Annotated in this window: 16 protein-coding genes and 1 riboswitch; of the genes, 12 read left to right on the plus strand and 4 right to left on the minus strand. The window is 41.7% G+C overall.

The genetic code is table 11. The annotated features are described in order from the left end of the window. Positions 1-56 precede the first annotated feature (56 nt). From ACHOLT_RS05120 to ACHOLT_RS05160, 9 genes are all read left to right on the plus strand, one after another. On the plus strand, positions 57-1061 hold the full coding sequence (locus ACHOLT_RS05120; RefSeq protein ID WP_425806225.1) for a FecCD family ABC transporter permease: 1005 nt from the start codon (positions 57-59) through the stop codon (positions 1059-1061). A 5-nt stretch (positions 1062-1066) separates the two neighbouring features. Further along, the gene (locus tag ACHOLT_RS05125; RefSeq protein WP_425806227.1) at positions 1067-1873 is read left to right on the plus strand and encodes an ABC transporter ATP-binding protein; all 807 of its coding nucleotides are present in this window, start codon (positions 1067-1069) and stop codon (positions 1871-1873) included. Positions 1874-1952: 79 nt separating this feature from the next. Next, positions 1953-3089 (plus strand): ABC transporter substrate-binding protein, encoded by a 1137-nt coding sequence (locus ACHOLT_RS05130; RefSeq protein WP_425806229.1) that lies wholly within the window; start codon positions 1953-1955, stop codon positions 3087-3089. Positions 3090-3138: 49 nt separating this feature from the next. Next, positions 3139-3885, plus strand: a complete 747-nt coding sequence (locus tag ACHOLT_RS05135) for a hypothetical protein (protein WP_425806230.1) — start codon at positions 3139-3141, stop codon at positions 3883-3885. A 12-nt stretch (positions 3886-3897) separates the two neighbouring features. Next, positions 3898-4113 (plus strand): hypothetical protein, encoded by a 216-nt coding sequence (locus tag ACHOLT_RS05140; protein ID WP_425806231.1) that lies wholly within the window; start codon positions 3898-3900, stop codon positions 4111-4113. Positions 4114-4229: 116 nt separating this feature from the next. Further along, a riboswitch (TPP riboswitch) is annotated at positions 4230-4332 on the plus strand. Between the two features lie 105 nt (positions 4333-4437). Continuing rightward, complete coding sequence (gene thiC, locus ACHOLT_RS05145) at positions 4438-5721, plus strand: phosphomethylpyrimidine synthase ThiC (protein WP_425806232.1); 1284 nt, start codon at positions 4438-4440, stop codon at positions 5719-5721. A 288-nt stretch (positions 5722-6009) separates the two neighbouring features. Then, a complete protein-coding gene (locus tag ACHOLT_RS05150) occupies positions 6010-6276 on the plus strand; it encodes a hypothetical protein (protein ID WP_425806234.1) in 267 nt (88 codons plus the stop codon). Between the two features lie 299 nt (positions 6277-6575). Next, positions 6576-6968, plus strand: coding sequence for a 6-carboxytetrahydropterin synthase QueD (gene queD, locus ACHOLT_RS05155; RefSeq protein ID WP_425806236.1), 393 nt, complete (start codon positions 6576-6578; stop codon positions 6966-6968). Next, complete coding sequence (locus ACHOLT_RS05160) at positions 6961-7563, plus strand: 7-carboxy-7-deazaguanine synthase QueE (protein WP_425806238.1); 603 nt, start codon at positions 6961-6963, stop codon at positions 7561-7563. Before queD ends, ACHOLT_RS05160 begins: the two co-directional genes overlap by 8 nt. 48 nt (positions 7564-7611) lie before the next feature. Here the strand turns inward: ACHOLT_RS05160 and ACHOLT_RS05165 are convergent, their stop codons facing one another. The 4 genes from ACHOLT_RS05165 to ACHOLT_RS05180 form a co-directional block, all read right to left on the minus strand. Beyond that, the gene (locus tag ACHOLT_RS05165) at positions 7612-8004 is read right to left on the minus strand and encodes a hypothetical protein (RefSeq protein ID WP_425806240.1); all 393 of its coding nucleotides are present in this window, start codon (positions 8002-8004) and stop codon (positions 7612-7614) included. A 41-nt stretch (positions 8005-8045) separates the two neighbouring features. Then, on the minus strand, positions 8046-9194 hold the full coding sequence (locus tag ACHOLT_RS05170) for an MGDG synthase family glycosyltransferase (RefSeq protein ID WP_425806242.1): 1149 nt from the start codon (positions 9192-9194) through the stop codon (positions 8046-8048). Between the two features lie 503 nt (positions 9195-9697). Further along, positions 9698-11524, minus strand: a complete 1827-nt coding sequence (gene ftsH / locus ACHOLT_RS05175; RefSeq protein WP_425806243.1) for an ATP-dependent zinc metalloprotease FtsH — start codon at positions 11522-11524, stop codon at positions 9698-9700. A 24-nt stretch (positions 11525-11548) separates the two neighbouring features. Continuing rightward, positions 11549-11995 carry a MarR family winged helix-turn-helix transcriptional regulator gene (locus ACHOLT_RS05180; protein ID WP_425806244.1) on the minus strand — a complete coding sequence of 149 codons (447 nt, stop codon included), beginning with the start codon at positions 11993-11995 and terminating at the stop codon, positions 11549-11551. Between the two features lie 131 nt (positions 11996-12126). Here ACHOLT_RS05180 and cls point away from each other — a divergent pair, with 131 nt between their 5' ends. The 3 genes from cls to ACHOLT_RS05195 all read left to right on the plus strand — a co-directional run bounded on the left by cls (position 12127) and on the right by ACHOLT_RS05195 (position 16458). After that, positions 12127-13662 carry a cardiolipin synthase gene (gene cls / locus ACHOLT_RS05185; RefSeq protein WP_425806246.1) on the plus strand — a complete coding sequence of 512 codons (1536 nt, stop codon included), beginning with the start codon at positions 12127-12129 and terminating at the stop codon, positions 13660-13662. A gap of 528 nt (positions 13663-14190) precedes the next feature. Continuing rightward, entirely contained in the window at positions 14191-15273 is a 1083-nt protein-coding gene (gene serC / locus ACHOLT_RS05190; RefSeq protein ID WP_425806247.1) for a 3-phosphoserine/phosphohydroxythreonine transaminase, read from the plus strand. Positions 15274-15294: 21 nt separating this feature from the next. Then, positions 15295-16458 carry a phosphoglycerate dehydrogenase gene (locus ACHOLT_RS05195; RefSeq protein ID WP_425806248.1) on the plus strand — a complete coding sequence of 388 codons (1164 nt, stop codon included), beginning with the start codon at positions 15295-15297 and terminating at the stop codon, positions 16456-16458. The last annotated feature ends 21 nt before the right edge of the window (positions 16459-16479 follow it).

The raw sequence follows: 16479 nt of genomic DNA on the forward strand, positions 1-16479 counted from the left end.
AAAGACACTAAAGACATGATAGAAATAGACATAGTTCTGAACAGGGAGTTAAGAGCATGAGGAGTAGGGGTATATATTTAATTCTAGTTGCCTGTCTGTCGGGCGTTATTTTCCTTTCCTTGTTTATCGGGAGATATCCGCTCTCAATGATCTCTGTAATGAAGATGCTATGGTCAAAACTTACCTTGAGCAGTACTGATTTACCGAATATTTATGAGACTGTCGTTTGGGAAATTCGCATGCCAAGAGCAATCTTGGGAGCTTTCGTTGGCGGCTCTTTAGCTATTAGTGGAACGGCCTTTCAGGGTTTATTTCGCAATCCTTTAGTCAGCTCAGGAATCTTAGGCGTAAGCTCTGGGGCTGGCTTCGGGGCAGCATTGGCGATTTTATTATTTAATACGAAGATCAGCATCTATCTTTTTGCCTTCTTGTTTGCGTTACTTGCCGTTTTGTTGAGTTATTGGATAGGGAGAATATATAATACAACGCCTACCATCATGTTAGTTTTGGGCGGAACGATTGTTTCAGCGGTTTTTTCCGCTTTGCTTTCTTTTATTAAATACGTGGCCGATCCTTATGATAAATTGCCGACCATTGTCTATTGGCTTATGGGAAGCCTAGCCTCTGCCCGTACGGGGGATATTAAGATCGCTATTATCCCCATGCTCATTGGGATAATAGGAGTTTGGGTGCTTCGCTGGCGGATTAATGTGCTTTCGATGGGAGATCGTGAAGCACGCTCTTTAGGGATCAATGCTTCAGTGGATAAAGCGCTGGTCATTTTTTTTGCAACAATTGCAACGGCAGGTGCAGTTTCTGTAAGCGGAACGATTGGCTGGGTCGGACTTATCATCCCGCATATTGGAAGGATGCTTGTGGGAAATGATAACAGCCGATTGATTCCAGCAAGTTTTTTTCTGGGGGCCAGCTTTTTAATTGTTGTTGACTTAGCGGGAAGAATGCTGACCGGTTCGGAAATCCCTTTAAGTATATTAACAGCTTTGATCGGGGCTCCTTTCTTTATCTATTTATTAAAGATAACGAAAGGAAAGGGGTGGTGAGCCCAATGTCATTACTCAGGGCAAGCAACGTAGCTTTCGGTTATGAGGGCCAAGAACTCTTTAGAAGCATTAACTTTCAACTCCAAAAAGGAGAGATCTTTTGCATTATCGGTCCAAATGGCTGTGGCAAATCTACTCTCTTGGATTGTCTCCTTGGAAATTTAAAGCCGCAGGCAGGGGAGATTTTTTTAAAAGACCAAAATATTAAAACACTTAGCCCAAAAGAGATGGCCAGGCATGTTGCGTACGTTCCTCAAGATCACGAAAAAAGTTTTCCCTATACGGTAATGGATATCATTTTAATGGGCAGAGCTTCATATACGGGCTATTTTGGCACTCCTTCAGCCGAGGATACCCTTATCGCTGAAGAGGCTTTAAGGCTTTTGGGTATAGAAAAATATAAAATGAGACCTTATACAAAATTGAGCGGCGGGGAAAGCCAATTAGTTATGATGGCACGAGCCTTAGCTCAGCAAACCCCGGTTATCATTTTGGATGAACCAACTTCACATCTTGATTTTAAGCATGAACTTTTGATTCTGGAGACCCTCGTTCGTTTGGTTCGTGAAAAAGAGCTGGCTGTGATTATAACGACCCATTTTCCTAACCATGCTTTTTATTTCGAAAATAATAGTATCCCTACACGTGTTGCAATGATGAACCAAAAGACTTTTTCGGTGCTCGGGAAACCTTCGGAAGTTTTATCTGAGGAAAATATTAAATCCGTGTATGACGTCAATGCCAAAGTTATTTCCTATGAACATGAGGATAAAGAATTTAAACAAATTGTTCCTCTTAAAACGCTGGCTTAAGAGATATAAGGCTGCAGGTTAAAATAGTGATAAAACAAATCAATTTGGAAATACTCTACGCCGTACGAGGGAGGATTTTATGAAGGAAAAGCTGACTCGCCGCTGGTTAATCGCAGGTTTCATTATAATTGTCAGCCTAGGGCTTCTTGCAGGCCTAAGGGGATCGTTAGGGACCGGATTGTTGACAGGAGATTCTAGGCAGTCTGACTCAGACCAGGGAAAAATTGCGGGTGAAACAATTCAAGTTACGGATTCAATAGGCCGAAAGGTTAATGTACCGGCCAAAGTCGAAAGGGTTGCTTGTTTATATGCCTTCTCAGGACATGTGGCAACCATGTTAGGCAAAAGTGAGAATATTGTTGCTGTCGTTGATGGGTTGAAGCGGGATGTGCTTTTAACCGATATTGCCCCAGAGATTAAGAATGCAGCTGTTCCTACCAATGGCGGAATTATAAATATTGAGGAACTTTTAAAAGCTAAGCCGGATCTCGTGTTTATTAGCGGCGACACGGCAGCCAATGAAGGGGAGATTGAAAAGCTTAATAAATCGAAGCTCCCTTATCTAGTTGTCGATTATAAAAATATTAAGGAACAACAATATACCATTGAGATGATCGGCAAGGTCTTAGGCGCTGAGGATAAAGCCAAAAAGTACAATGACTATTATCAAGCGGCAATCGATCGGGTTCAAGCTAAGGTAAAGGATATTCCGATAGAAGACCGGGTTAAAGTTTATCATTCCGTCAACGAAGCTGCCCGAACGGATACGAAAGATAGTCTGCCTGCGGATTGGCTTTTGCAAGCAGGAGCTTACAATGTATCGCTCAATGAAAAACTGAAAGTGGTCGAAGGCAATAAGTATTTTGCCAGCCTTGAACAGATTCTGCTATGGAATCCTCAGGTTATTCTTGTCAATGAAGCTGGAGTTACAGATTACATTCTCGGGAATTCACAATGGTCGAGTATCGATGCGGTTAAGAACAAAAAGGTGTATCAAATGCCGAATGGAATTTCCCGATGGGGCCATCCGGGCTCTTTAGAAACACCTCTGGCCATTCTCTGGACGGCGAAGACTTTATATCCTGATCGTTTTTCTGATATAGATGTGACAAAAGAAGCAAAAGACTTTTATAAGGAGTTTTTTAATACTTCGCTGACAGACGACATGGCTGCTCAGGTATTGAGCGGCAAAGGGATGAGGATACCTAAGGGCTAAGCAGGAAGTCAATTTAAGGATTAAGGCCAAACATGAGAGGAGTAAGTGTATGAGAATCTTAGTTTGTATTGACGATACGGATAATCTCGATAGCCTTGGAACGGGTGAGCTTGCTTCAATCCTAGCTCAGGATATTGAGGAAAAGGGATGGGGGAAGAGCGGGGCAGTCACGAGACACCAGCTTTATGTTCACCCAGATATTCCATATACCTCCCATAATAGTTCAATGTGTTTTGCTACTGACCTCAATGATGAATATTTAAATCCTTTTCTTCAGCATGCTGCAGATTTTTTAACAAGGAAAAGTGCCGAAGGATCTGATCCCGGTCTTTGTGTTCTTCTCCCAGAACAGCTTAAAGGAAAAGATAAACTTATTGCTTTTGGCCTTAAAGCAAAGAAAGAAATTATAACAAAAGAGGAAGCGTATAATTTAGCCCAAGACTTGCATATTCACCTTTCAGAACATGGAGGAACGGGTCAAGGGGTTATTGGGGCTCTCGCAGGAATTGCACTTAGACTCTATGGCAACGACGGACGTTTTAAAGGTAAGTTTAAAATTAAAAGTGAAAAGGGTATTGCCTCAGTTCGTGATATTCTAGCCCAATCGCGGATTGAGATCGTTAAGAGCATAGATGGAACGGTCTTAGCGGAAGATGAACTTGTTTGGCTGGGCGATACGGTCAAAGCTGTTCTGCTGGAGGGAAGGTGTGTCCTGCTTGTTACTCCGATTGAAGTGTCACAAGCTGAGGGTATTCACTGGCAAACGTGTTCAAAACAACTGCTGAAGAATTATTAGGAGGTAATTGAAATGTGGTTGTTTAATTCAAGAGGGGAAAAGGAGTTCAAGGGCGGCAAGGAGGACTGGAAAGGAGCAGTACAGGCAGCAGAAAAATGTTCACAGTTCAAAGAAGATGTTGAAGATGAACTTGTTGCTGATGAGCTGGTATCTTGTTACAATTGCCGTTATCGGCGTTGGACGAATACCTCATTGATTTGCTTGGCTAAGGATTCTCGTCAGATTTAAAACAATTTGTAAGATTTTGTGGAATAAATTCTTTTTAAGAATATAGGGCTATAAATTTTAGTTAAGCCCTTTACGTAGGATATTATAGGTAATATACTGACAGTATAAACTTAATAAACGTGTGCTAGGGGTGCCCTGTAGGGCTGAGAAAGAGGTAACTCTTATCCCTTCGAACCTGATCTGGTTAGAACCAGCGTAGGGAAGCCAAGTTTCTGATGTTTCTTAATAAAAACTCAGTACGCTAAAAAAGCTTGCCTGCACGGCAAGCTTTTTTATTTGGGCAAGTTAGCAGACGTTAAAAAATGAGAAAGGGGATATTTAGACATGGCGACACAAATGGAGGCTGCAAAACGCGGTGAGATCACGGAAGCGATGCAGGCAGTAGCTCGCAAGGAAAATCTGCCCGCGGAGGAAATTCGAGCCAGAGTAGCTCGGGGAACTGTCGTTATTCCTAAGAATGTTCATCATCACAGTATAGATCCTGAGGGAGTGGGGCAAGGACTTAAGACCAAGATTAACGTTAATCTGGGAATTTCCAAAGACTGTGCCAATATTGATTCGGAATTGGATAAGGTTCGTAAAGCCCTGGAAATGAAAGCTGAAGCCATCATGGATTTAAGCAACTACGGCAAGACAGCTTTATTTCGAGAAAAGCTTATTGAAATGTCCCCAGCCATGATTGGCACCGTACCCATGTATGATGCTATCGGCTATTTAGGCAAAAAGCTGGAAGCTATTACGGCTAAAGAATTCCTGGCCGTGGTTGAAAAGCATGCGCGTGATGGTGTGGATTTCATGACGATTCATGCAGGCCTTAATCGCCGGACCGTGGAACATTTTAAACGGAACTCCCGGTTAACGAATATTGTATCGCGCGGGGGCTCCTTGCTCTATGCCTGGATGGAACTGAACCACGCTGAAAACCCCTTTTATGAGTATTTCGATGAAGTCCTTAATATTTGTGCGGAACACGATGTTACCTTAAGTTTAGGAGATGCCTGCCGGCCGGGAAGCATTGCCGATGCGACGGATGCTTCTCAGATCGAAGAATTGATCGTTCTCGGAGAGTTGACTCAAAGAGCTTGGGATAGGAATGTTCAGGTTATGATTGAAGGACCGGGACATATGACTTTAAATGAAATTCAAGCGAATGTTTTATTGGAAAAAAAGCTTTGCCATGGAGCCCCATTCTATGTTTTAGGCCCCTTAGTCACGGATGTGGCACCAGGTTATGACCATATTACGAGTGCCATTGGAGGTGCCATATCAGGTGCTGCGGGGGCGGATTTTCTCTGCTATGTTACGCCGGCTGAACATTTGCGCCTTCCAACCTTAGACGATATGCGTGAAGGAATTATCGCTGCAAAAATCGCCGCTCATGCTGCAGATTTGGCGAAAGGCATCCCTGGCGCTGCGGAGTGGGATCGGGCCATGAGTACGGCTAGGCAGGCTTTAGATTGGAATAAAATGTTCGAACTAGCGATGGATCGGGAAAAAGCGGAGCGTTATCGTCAAGAATCAGCGCCGGCCTTAGACGACAGTTGTACAATGTGCGGAGAAATGTGTTCAATGCGTTTGATGAACAAATTTGTATCCCATGAGTTATAAATAAAGCGTCTAAATAGCACCATATTTCGTACCGAAAAAGACGGCTAGATGTGAAATCGCACGCCGTCTTTTCTTATTTCCCAAAGATTTAAATTTAACACAGCTAACTTAAATTGATGCTATAATATGGAATCGCAAAGAATCTCAGCTTACTAAGTTTAAGCAAAAGAGTAACTTTTTTGGTCAAGCCTTCATAATCTATATCAAAGAAACAGAATAACCCTTCTCGTCTCATCTTTTAAGGCCTATCCAAGAGGTCTAATCAAAATAAGAGAGGTGGGTTATATTATGTCACTATTCGGAACACCTTTTACACCATTTGTACCATTTACACCTGTATCGCCAATTGTCGGGCTTTTTGACAGCTTTCCCATCGGTACCAGACTTGCTGTAGGAGAAAATTCTAGTTTTTGGGTTGGAAACTTTGGCGGAATTCAAGATGGAGTTGCCCTTTTAACCAATGCCCTGTTATTCTCCAATATTGGAACTCCAATTGATGGAATTCGACCTGTTGTGCGTATCCCGATACGCGCTATAACGTTCGTTAGCCAATAATAGTAAGAGGACTGTCTTTTGACAGTCCTCTTTCCCTCCAGATAAGTAGGAAGACGTTAGCCTTCCGTGATCACCTTTGTGAAATTGATGTGACTTTAGATGCGATTCTCTGTTTTGAACTTATTAACGGAACCAGTCAATAAAAAACGGGCTCTCTTTTTTAGATTAGCTTTACTCCTTTAGGGAAACACTAAGAGAGATGTCGTGTTGTTCATTCTTGTGTTGTTGAGCTGGTTGAAGTACACTAAGTTATATCAAGCAATCCGTTTGTATTAGATAAGAAAGAGGCTTCGAGAATAATGGGTAAAGTAATAAAAGTAACGAAGAGTTTCACCTTTGATGCGGCTCACTTTTTGCCCAATCACAAGGGAAAATGTTCCAACATGCATGGTCATACCTATAAATTAGAGGTCACTGTAATGCGTGACAAGGGTCAATTGATGACTGACGGTTCTGATGAGGGAATGGTCATTGATTTCTCTGATCTTAAATCCATTGTTAAATCAGAGGTTATAGATAAGGTCGATCATAAGCTTTTAAATGAAGTATTTTCTTTTAGAACAACGGCTGAGAATATGGCGGCTTACATATTTGATGTTTTAGATCAAAACTTGCAGCCTCTTGGTGTCAAAGTTGAAAGAATAAAGCTATGGGAGACACCAGACTCCTGTGCGGAAGTCGCTTATGAATAAGGAACCTATCCGTTACCCTATCACCGAGAGTTTTACAAGTATACAGGGAGAAGGTTTCCATAGCGGTAAGGGAGCAACTTTTATCCGTGTTGCAGGATGCAATCTTCGTTGCCCGTGGTGTGACACAGCATATTCCTTTGACTTAGCAAAAGCGCGGTGGATGAATACCAAAGAAATCATTAACGAAATTAAAATGCCTCATCAGCATATTGTAATTACCGGAGGAGAACCCACTTTATACGATCTTGGATCTTTAGTTCAAGAGCTGCATAAGAGGGGGAAATATGTTGCCGTAGAAACGAATGGGACAAATCCAGTCCCTGATGAATGGGGTATAGATTGGATTACAGCATCGCCTAAGCCTGGTAATGAATATGCTTTAGCCTGTCGGGCGGATGAGCTTAAATATGTTGTTGATGATAAGTTCAAAGTTGAGTATATAAATCAGCGGGCAGTGCCTGAAGGAAGGGTTTTCCTTCAGGTCGAAAGTGGACGTCCGGAATCAGCCCAAAAAGCATATGATTTGATTCAGCACTATCCTGAACGTTGCTTACGGTTAGGGATACAACTGCATAAGGTTCTTAAAGTAAGGTAACAAAAACGGCAATAGGTGTAAAGCAAAATACGCCAATTGCCGTTCTTGTTATGTTCTTTTGACAAACTGAGTTCTGCATTTTGGGCAGGTAATACGAATGTTTCCTTTACCTTTGGGAACTCGGACTTTCTGTTTACAGCTTGGGCATTGGAAATAACGGTGATCTTTGATGTCCTTAATTCTGCTAAAATTGCGGTTAAACCAACTCTTAAAGGGATACCACCAGACTAAGAACTTTCGGTTTTCTTCACGTCGTTTAACTATATTGCGTGAAAAAATCCTGAAATAGCAGATAGCGAGCGGGGCGAGTGCTATGAGATTGAGCCAATTGACCCTAATAACTTCAGCAGCTAGAGAAAAAGGAAGATAGACAATCAGCAAGGCTATAGACAATTGATCTATTCCGTAGCGACCGATCATAATTTTTTTTAGCCAATTCATTTAATAAGCTCCCTTGTATTCGATGAATTAAGAATGGATGATTAGTGTATTTGTTTGCTTTTTTTTTCCTGTGCTTTGATTGTGTTAATTAAAAAGCTGCATAAAGTTTGAGTCGAGTTGGGGCGGGCTAAGCTTTTCATGGCTTCTTGAATATTTTTTCGCCGTTCGGGAGATTCCAGCAGGAGATGGAGGGCATCATCAATTGAAAATGTTTTGGAGACATAAAAGGAAGCGCCGTTGTTCAGGAGAAATTCAACGTTGCGGTTTTCTACACCAGGCAACTGATCAATTATGATCATGGGAAGACCTTTGGCCAGGGCTTCGGAGGTCGTAATTCCCCCGGGCTTTGAAAGAATACAATCGCAAGCATCCATTAAGATATCCACATTATCGACGTATCCGTATACTTTAATTTTCTTTTGAGTTGATTTTTCCTTTATCTTTTTATAGAGACTTTTATTATTGCCGCAGATAACAAAAAGCTGTAAATCGAATGGACTTTTATCGAGTTCATCAATGTACTTGTCAATGTTGCCAAACCCCATGCCCCCACCCATGATCAGTACATTGATGGGGCCGGCATCGACTTCAAGCAGCGAGCAGGCCTCAGTCTTTGTTTTCTTTACGGAGAACTTTTCAGCAATGGGTATTCCGAAGGGTAAAACACGGTCCGAAGTAATACCGCGTTTTCTTAACTGAGGGTTTAATAATTTGCTTCCAACAACGATATATTCAAAATGCTCTACATCTTCCCAATAGGTTTGTACAGTAAAATCTGTAATAATTCCAATGGCGGTCGCGGTTATTTTTTCTTTTTCCTTCAAGACATCAACGACCTGCGCTGCATATACCTGCGTACAAATAATGACATCAGGGTTATACTCTCTAATGACTTTATAAAGCTTCGAGGCAAGGACTTGGTTTTTAACATGACTGATAGAGTATTCAGAGGTGACATCTCTTTTTTGATTCAGGTCATAAAGATCTGAGGCGAAATCCTTGACTAAGCTTATGGATTTCATGGAAAGGTAAAACCCCTTTGAGATAATATCCTTAAGCAGGGGCTGAATATTTTCGTAGAGATCGAGAACGACATTATCAATGTGCTGTTTATCTAAGCAGCTTGAAATGGCTTGGGCAACCGCGTTATGTCCGTTTCCCAACGGGGTTGTAATAATGACGACTTTCAAAGTATATATACCTCCCATAAAACAAAGCCGAGAAAAAAGACCTGTAAGCGTAGCCTCACGCATAGAAGTTAACGATTTCGCGGCGAAAGCCTCGATAGCCGTGAAGGCTATTGCACTTGTTTGAAAGGGTTTCGCGATAAAGTGCTCGATGCTTTCGTGAGGGGATCGGCGCCACTGGACTTGGCCAAACAAGTGCAATACTCTCCACTGGAGACTATCGGGAAACAAGTGCATAAGCCTTGCCACGGCTTATGGGCCTGATGTCATGGATGCAACCTTCTTCGGGCGAACAGTTTAGCGACTGTTCGGAATGCACAGGAGCAACGAACATCAGGTATTACCCTGAGGTTTGGCACGAAAGTGTCCAGTGGACATTTTCGCTCGAAGCGGCTATCTCCAAAGAATGCTTATCCCGCTGAAGATAGCTCCCTCAAAAGCAAGTGTACCAGCCCCGAAGCGCTTAGTGAAGCTGTGTGCGCGCAGCTACACGACCCTAAGGCATTTTACCGCGAAAGAATAGCCATGAACTCATCTCCGGTAATGGTCTCCTTTTCTAAGAGATAACGAGCAAGTTCGTGGAGCTTATCAGTGTTTTCTTTCAAAATACCGATAGCTTTTTCATGGGCTCGTTTGATGATCGCCAGAACTTCTTCATCAATTTTAGCTGCAGTGTCTGCAGAACAGGCTAAGGAAGTATCGGTTCCAAGATACGGATTGTTCAAGGTTTCTAAGCCCATCATGTCAAAGTTTCTGCTCATGCCCATGCGGGTAACCATCGACCGTGCGATTTTTGTGGCTTGCTCAATATCATTGGAAGCTCCGGAGGTAAAGGTGTTAAAAATCAATTCTTCTGCAGATCTGCCCCCAGTGAAGGTCGCAATTTTGTTAAACGCTTCTTCTTTGCTCATGAGTACATGCTCGCCTTCATCGACCTGCATGGTGTAACCGAGTGCGCCTGAGGTTCTGGGAATGATGGTAATCTTATGAACGGGTGCTGAATCGGTTTGCTTCGCTGCAACGAGGGCATGCCCAATTTCGTGGTAAGCAATAATCTCTTTTTCTTTTTGCGAAATTACAGCTCCTTTCCGTTGATATCCAGCGATTACGACTTCAACGGATTCTTCTAAATCATTTTGATTAACCCGCGTTCTGTCGTTTTTGACCGCACGCAGTGCTCCTTCGTTGATGATATTAGCCAGGTCAGCACCGGATGCGCCTGAAGTTGCCCGGGCAATCGCGTTGAAGTCAATATTATTCTCCATTTTTACGTTATGCGCGTGAACCTTTAAAATTGACATCCGTCCTGCAAGATCAGGAAGCTCAACAGGAATTCGGCGGTCAAATCGACCCGGTCGGAGCAAGGCTTTATCAAGGGATTCCGGACGATTCGTTGCGGCAAGGATGACAACACCTTTTTTACCGTCAAATCCATCCATTTCTGTCAGCAGTTGATTGAGGGTTTGCTCACGCTCATCATTGCCGCCGAAATTACCGTTGCCTCGTTTTTTGCCAATGGTATCAATTTCATCAATGAAGACAATGCAGGGAGCCTTTTCATTCGCTTGTTGAAATAAATCACGCACTTTAGCTGCGCCCATGCCGACGAACATCTCAACAAATTCAGAGCCGGAGATCGAGAAGAAGGGAACTTTGGCTTCGCCGGCGACAGATTGAGCCAGCAGTGTTTTACCTGTTCCCGGCGGCCCAACAAGCAGAGCCCCCTTGGGCAGATTAGCTCCAATATCTGCATATTTGGCAGGGTTATGGAGAAAATCGACGATTTCCATTAGAGCTTCTTTAGCCTCGTCTTGACCGGCGACATCCTTGAAGGTCTTGCCGGTTTGGGCCTGAACATAGATTTTAGCCTTGCTTTTACCGAAAGACATCGCATTTATTCCACCCATACGTTTGGACATCTGGCTGGTTAAGAGCTGACCCATTGCCAAAAAGAAAGCTAAAGGCAAAATCCACGTTAATAGAAAATTCATCAATGGGGAATTCTGTTTAGGTATAGTTTGTGAGAATTTTACACCTTTATTATGAAGCCGATTGACGAGCTCAGGGTCATTCACTAAGCCTGTAACATAATCGACGTATTTACCGGACGTATCTTTAGCCTTAAAATTGATCTGAGAACTCTGAATATCAACTTCGCTGACAGCTCCGCTTTCAACTTGCGTTAAAAAAGTGCCGTAGTCTACTTCAGTAACCGGTTGTTTCATTAAAAGGGGAAAAACAAAGGCATTGAGCAGCATTAGGAGAATTAAGCCTATTCCATAAAAATAAATCAAGGGCTTCTTCGGTTTATTTTTTTTATTGGGCTTTTCCATTATCTTTTCACTCCATTAGTTTTTTTAAGCTTCCTCACTCATTTCACGAATGAAGGAGCCTAATTTTTTCATACATTCAAATATTATCTGAAATTCGTCTTCACACTTGCTTCCCAAAAAAGCACCATATCTTTCTTCAAGATCTTCGCCGATTTGATGAATAGTATTTTCCCCGATTGGGGTTAAAGCAAGTTGAACATACCGTTCATCCTCCGGATTGCGAATGCGCTGAATAAAACCGGCTTTCTCCAGCTTTTTGCACATCGAAGAAGCATTCCCCCCGGAAAGGCCGATAATACCGCCTAAGCTTCCTACAGTATGATGCCCACAATGTTTAAGTTCAATTAAAATTTGCGTTTGCAATAACGTTAAGCCATGTTTTGCAGCAATCGGACGAAAGGAATTTTCCATACACTCCGTAATCATTCGTAAAAAGTCCCAAACCTCATTTTCGAATACGATGCTTTTCATAGGGGACCTCCATTTATGTATGAATAATAATATATTTACTCTATATATGTTATATGTTAAAATTTTTTTTGTCAATGAAGGTGAAATTAAGAGTGTCGTAATTTTCTCGGAAAAAATTGAGGAGTGCAGAAATGAAAAAGATTTTCAGATTTTTCTCGAGCAGATTATTTTTAATAGGTGCTCCAATCGTAATTCAGGCCCTTGTTTTAGTGATTGTTATTTGGCAGTTTACAAGTTATTTTGTCTATTTTTATGCGACCTGTACCTTGCTCAGTGTAATTGCGTTATTAAGAATATTAACGGGTAAGAGCAATCCCGCTTATAAAATTGCCTGGATTATTCCGATTCTTCTTTTTCCCATTTTTGGCGGACTTATTTATATGCTTTTTGGGGGAAATAAATCAAGTAAGCGCATAAAACGAAAAATGGCTGAAATTCAGGAAAGGATGACTCAATCACTGGGGCAAAATGAAGCGATCCTTAAAGAAATTGAGCTTCAAAATCGAAGCATTGCCAATCAATCTCGTTATATTGAGCGATATTCTTATTGTCCGGTTTATAAGAACACTGTTTCAGAGTATCTATCCCCAGGTGAGCGTATGTTTGAGCGTTTGCTTGAGGAATTAAAAAAGGCTGAGCGTTATATTTTCCTCGAGTATTTCATCATTGAAAAAGGAATCATGTGGGATACGATCCTCGAAGTTCTTCTCGAAAAGGTGAGACAAGGAGTCGATGTTCGAGTTCTTTATGATGATGTAGGCTGTCTTCTAACTCTTCCCTATGGCTATGACAAACAGTTGGAAAAGCTGGGGGTAAAATGCTCTGTTTTTAATCGTGTTGTACCTGTTTTGTCCTTTCATGTAAACAATCGTGATCATCGTAAAATTGCTATTATTGATGGGTTTACAGCATTTACGGGGGGCATTAATCTAGCTGATGAATATATCAATGCCTATGAGAAGTATGGGCATTGGAAGGATTCGGCAATTCTTATTCAGGGCGAAGCGGTTTGGAGTTTTACAGTGATGTTTTTATCCCTCTGGAATTATCAGAGGAAAACAGTGGAGGGGTATGAGCAATTTCGCCCGCTGAAACATAAGGTTAAGACATTTGCTTCTGACGGTTATGTGCAGCCGTTTACGGACAGCCCGTTAGATGAGGAATCCGTTGGCGAAACTGTTTATCTCAATTTGATCAGTAATGCAGAGCATTATATCTATATCAATACGCCATATCTTATTCTTGACTATGAGATGATTATAGCACTATGCTCTGCGGCTAAGCGAAGTGTTGATGTACGAATCATAACTCCGCATATTCCCGATAAGTGGTTTGTTCATTCTGTGACACGGGCAAATTATCAGGTGCTTGTGGAGAGCGGTGTAAAAATATATGAATATACACCCGGCTTCAATCATGCTAAATCTTTTGCGGTAGATGATGAGCTGGGTGTAGTTGGAACCATCAATTTGGATTACAGGAGTCTGTATCTGCATTTTGAATGCGGCGTCTGGATGTATCAGACGCGAAGCGTATTGCAGGTGAAAGAGGACTTCCTGAAAACCTTGGAACAATGCCAATATATTACCCTGGATACATGCCGAAATGTTAAATTATACAAAAGGTTGGGTCGTATTATTTTAAGGGCTTTTGCTCCATTGATGTAATACTGTATTTCTGTATTTTTTAAATAACCTATTGACAGATGGAGATAAAAAAGATAAAATCTACACCAATAACAAATAACAAACCTCAACATGATGAAGGGAAGTTCAAGGCTTATGTTGTTTAGAGAGCTGGCGGAAGGTGCAAGTCAGTCAAACAAGCTAAAGAATTCCATCCCGGAGTGGCCAATGATGAATTGTGACGGGTTCCGCCCGATAGCGCGGACATAAGTTGGCCGATTTGGCAACATGGGTGGCAACGCGGGAATAACCTCTCGTCCCTGATAGGGATGAGAGGTTTTGTGTATTTTTAAGCACCTTTTGTCATGCCATTTAATATGGGTTAGAACTTGGGTGGCACCGTGGAAATTTTCCGCCCCAAACATTGGGGCGGATTTTGTTTAAATAGGGACATCCAGTTTAATACATTTAAATAAGAAATTCAAAAAGGAGGATTATTTTTTATAAAACGCTATTAAATGGATTAATAAATAATTTTTACTAAAGGGAAAAAGAGAGGAGATTTTTAAAATGGCAAGAGTATTTAATTTTTCAGCAGGCCCGGCAGTATTACCGGAAGAGGTTTTAAGAGAGGCAGCAGAAGAGATGTTGGATTATAACGGAACAGGAATGTCCGTTATGGAGATGAGCCATCGCTCAAAAGCGTTTGAACAAATTATCGGCGATGCAGAAAAAGACCTCAGAGAATTAATGAATATACCGGATAACTATAAAGTTCTCTTCCTTCAAGGAGGAGCTTCCCAACAATTTGCTATGGTTCCTATGAATTTGATGAAGAATCGAGTGGCTGATCATATTAAAACAGGTCAATGGGCGAAAAAGGCAATCTCCGAAGGTAAAATCTATGGGAAAATCAATGTTATTGCTTCTTCTGAGGATAAGACATTTACCTATATCCCCGATCTTAAGAATTTAAAGATTTCTGAGGATGCTGACTATGTTTACATCTGCCATAACAATACCATTTATGGTACGAAATTTCATGAATTGCCGGATACCGGGGATAAAATCTTAGTTGCCGATATGTCTTCCGACTTCCTGTCTGAACCCGTAGATGTGACGAAATACGGCCTTATTTTTGCCGGGGCTCAGAAAAATGTTGGACCGGCGGGTGTTGTAATCGTAATCATCCGCGAAGATTTGATTACGGAGGAAGTTCTTCCCGGAACGCCAACGATGCTGAAATATAAAACCCATGCTGACAACGGTTCGCTTTATAACACTCCTCCAGCTTACGGAATCTATATTTGCGGCAAAGTGTTCAAATGGGTTAAAAAGCTGGGCGGCTTAGAAGCCATGAAAAAGAGAAATGAAGAAAAAGCAGCTATTTTGTACGATTTCCTGGATTCCAGCAAACTTTTCAAAGGAACCGTTGTTAAAAAAGACCGTTCCTTGATGAATGTTCCTTTTGTTACCGGCAATGAAGAGTTGGATGCTAAATTTGTTAAAGAAGCTAAGGCTGTCGGATTTGAAAACCTAAAGGGTCACAGAACAGTGGGCGGAATGAGAGCAAGTATTTATAATGCGATGCCGATTGAAGGGGTTAAAGCTCTTGTTGAATTCATGAAAAAATTTGAAGCTGAAAACGCGTAAGAGATGAAGGAGTGCTTGGAAATGTTTAAAGTCAATTGCTTAAATCCTATCGCCAATATTGGACTCGATTTATTAACAAACAATTATAAAGTCGTCGATCAATTTTCTGATGCCGATGCAGTACTTGTCAGAAGCGCCGCCATGCATGATTTAGAGCTGCACCCTGGTCTGGAGGCGATTGCCAGAGCAGGCGCCGGGGTTAACAATATTCCTCTGGATAAATGCGCTGAAAAAGGAATCGTTGTTTTTAACGCACCAGGGGCAAATGCCAATAGTGTTAAAGAAATCGTAATTGCTGCTTTGCTTCTGGCTTCACGGGATATAACAGACGGAATTAACTGGGTCACTTCAGTAAAAGACGATCCGGATATTGCGAAACTTGTTGAAAAGAAAAAGTCCAAATTTGCCGGCAATGAAATTATGGGTAAAAAGCTTGGGGTTATTGGCTTAGGTGCAGTCGGTGTTTTAGTCGCAAATGCCGCCAATAAACTTCAAATGGAGGTTTATGGATACGATCCGTATATTTCAGTCAATGCGGCTTGGAAACTTTCGAAATATGTAAAACCGGTAAGATCGGTAGAAGAGATCTTTAGAGAATGTGACTATATTACGGTTCATGTTCCTCAGACCGATTCGACCAAAGGAATGTTTAATAAAGAAGCCTTTGCCATGATGAAGGAAGGAGTAAAAATCCTCAACTTCTCAAGGGATACCTTGGTTAACGACGACGATATGATTGAAGCTTTAAAAGCCGGGAAAGTCAGCAAGTATATCACGGATTTCCCCAATCCAAAGGTTGTCGGTGTTGAAGGCGTTATCGCTATTCCTCACTTAGGAGCTTCCACAGGTGAAGCAGAAGACAACTGTGCTATTATGGCAGTCAATGAATTGATGGATTACCTTGAAAACGGAAATATCAAGAATTCCGTAAACTATCCTAACTGCGATATGGGGGTATGCGAACAGACCGGACGCATAGCCATCATTCATAAAAATATCCCCAATATGCTCAGCCAGTTTACTTCAACATTTGCAAAGGAAAATATTAATATTTCTGATATGACCAATAAGAGTAAAGGACAATGGGCCTATTCCTTGCTCGATATTGAAACTCCTTCAACAGAGGAAATTACTAAGAAAATCGGTGAAATTGAAGGCGTTATCAAAGTTAGAGTGATTAAGTAAGCAGTTCTTAAGGGGGACCCA

The organism is Desulfitobacterium nosdiversum, assembly GCF_049860565.1.
GTDB classification, from domain to species: Bacteria; Bacillota; Desulfitobacteriia; order Desulfitobacteriales; family Desulfitobacteriaceae; genus Desulfitobacterium_A; species Desulfitobacterium_A nosdiversum.

What these genes read in the sequence shown, in the direction of transcription:
- ACHOLT_RS05120 (WP_425806225.1), top strand. Translation starts at nt 57, where the DNA reads ATGAGGAGTAGGGGTATATATTTAATTCTAGTTGCCTGTCTGTCGGGC.
- ACHOLT_RS05125 (WP_425806227.1), top strand. Translation starts at nt 1,067, where the DNA reads ATGTCATTACTCAGGGCAAGCAACGTAGCTTTCGGTTATGAGGGCCAA.
- ACHOLT_RS05130 (WP_425806229.1), top strand. Translation starts at nt 1,953, where the DNA reads ATGAAGGAAAAGCTGACTCGCCGCTGGTTAATCGCAGGTTTCATTATA.
- ACHOLT_RS05135 (WP_425806230.1), top strand. Translation starts at nt 3,139, where the DNA reads ATGAGAATCTTAGTTTGTATTGACGATACGGATAATCTCGATAGCCTT.
- ACHOLT_RS05140 (WP_425806231.1), top strand. Translation starts at nt 3,898, where the DNA reads ATGTGGTTGTTTAATTCAAGAGGGGAAAAGGAGTTCAAGGGCGGCAAG.
- thiC (WP_425806232.1), top strand. Translation starts at nt 4,438, where the DNA reads ATGGCGACACAAATGGAGGCTGCAAAACGCGGTGAGATCACGGAAGCG.
- ACHOLT_RS05150 (WP_425806234.1), top strand. Translation starts at nt 6,010, where the DNA reads ATGTCACTATTCGGAACACCTTTTACACCATTTGTACCATTTACACCT.
- queD (WP_425806236.1), top strand. Translation starts at nt 6,576, where the DNA reads ATGGGTAAAGTAATAAAAGTAACGAAGAGTTTCACCTTTGATGCGGCT.
- ACHOLT_RS05160 (WP_425806238.1), top strand. Translation starts at nt 6,961, where the DNA reads ATGAATAAGGAACCTATCCGTTACCCTATCACCGAGAGTTTTACAAGT.
- ACHOLT_RS05165 (WP_425806240.1), bottom strand. Translation starts at nt 8,004, where the DNA reads ATGAATTGGCTAAAAAAAATTATGATCGGTCGCTACGGAATAGATCAA.
- ftsH (WP_425806243.1), bottom strand. Translation starts at nt 11,524, where the DNA reads ATGGAAAAGCCCAATAAAAAAAATAAACCGAAGAAGCCCTTGATTTAT.
- ACHOLT_RS05180 (WP_425806244.1), bottom strand. Translation starts at nt 11,995, where the DNA reads ATGAAAAGCATCGTATTCGAAAATGAGGTTTGGGACTTTTTACGAATG.
- cls (WP_425806246.1), top strand. Translation starts at nt 12,127, where the DNA reads ATGAAAAAGATTTTCAGATTTTTCTCGAGCAGATTATTTTTAATAGGT.
- serC (WP_425806247.1), top strand. Translation starts at nt 14,191, where the DNA reads ATGGCAAGAGTATTTAATTTTTCAGCAGGCCCGGCAGTATTACCGGAA.
- ACHOLT_RS05195 (WP_425806248.1), top strand. Translation starts at nt 15,295, where the DNA reads ATGTTTAAAGTCAATTGCTTAAATCCTATCGCCAATATTGGACTCGAT.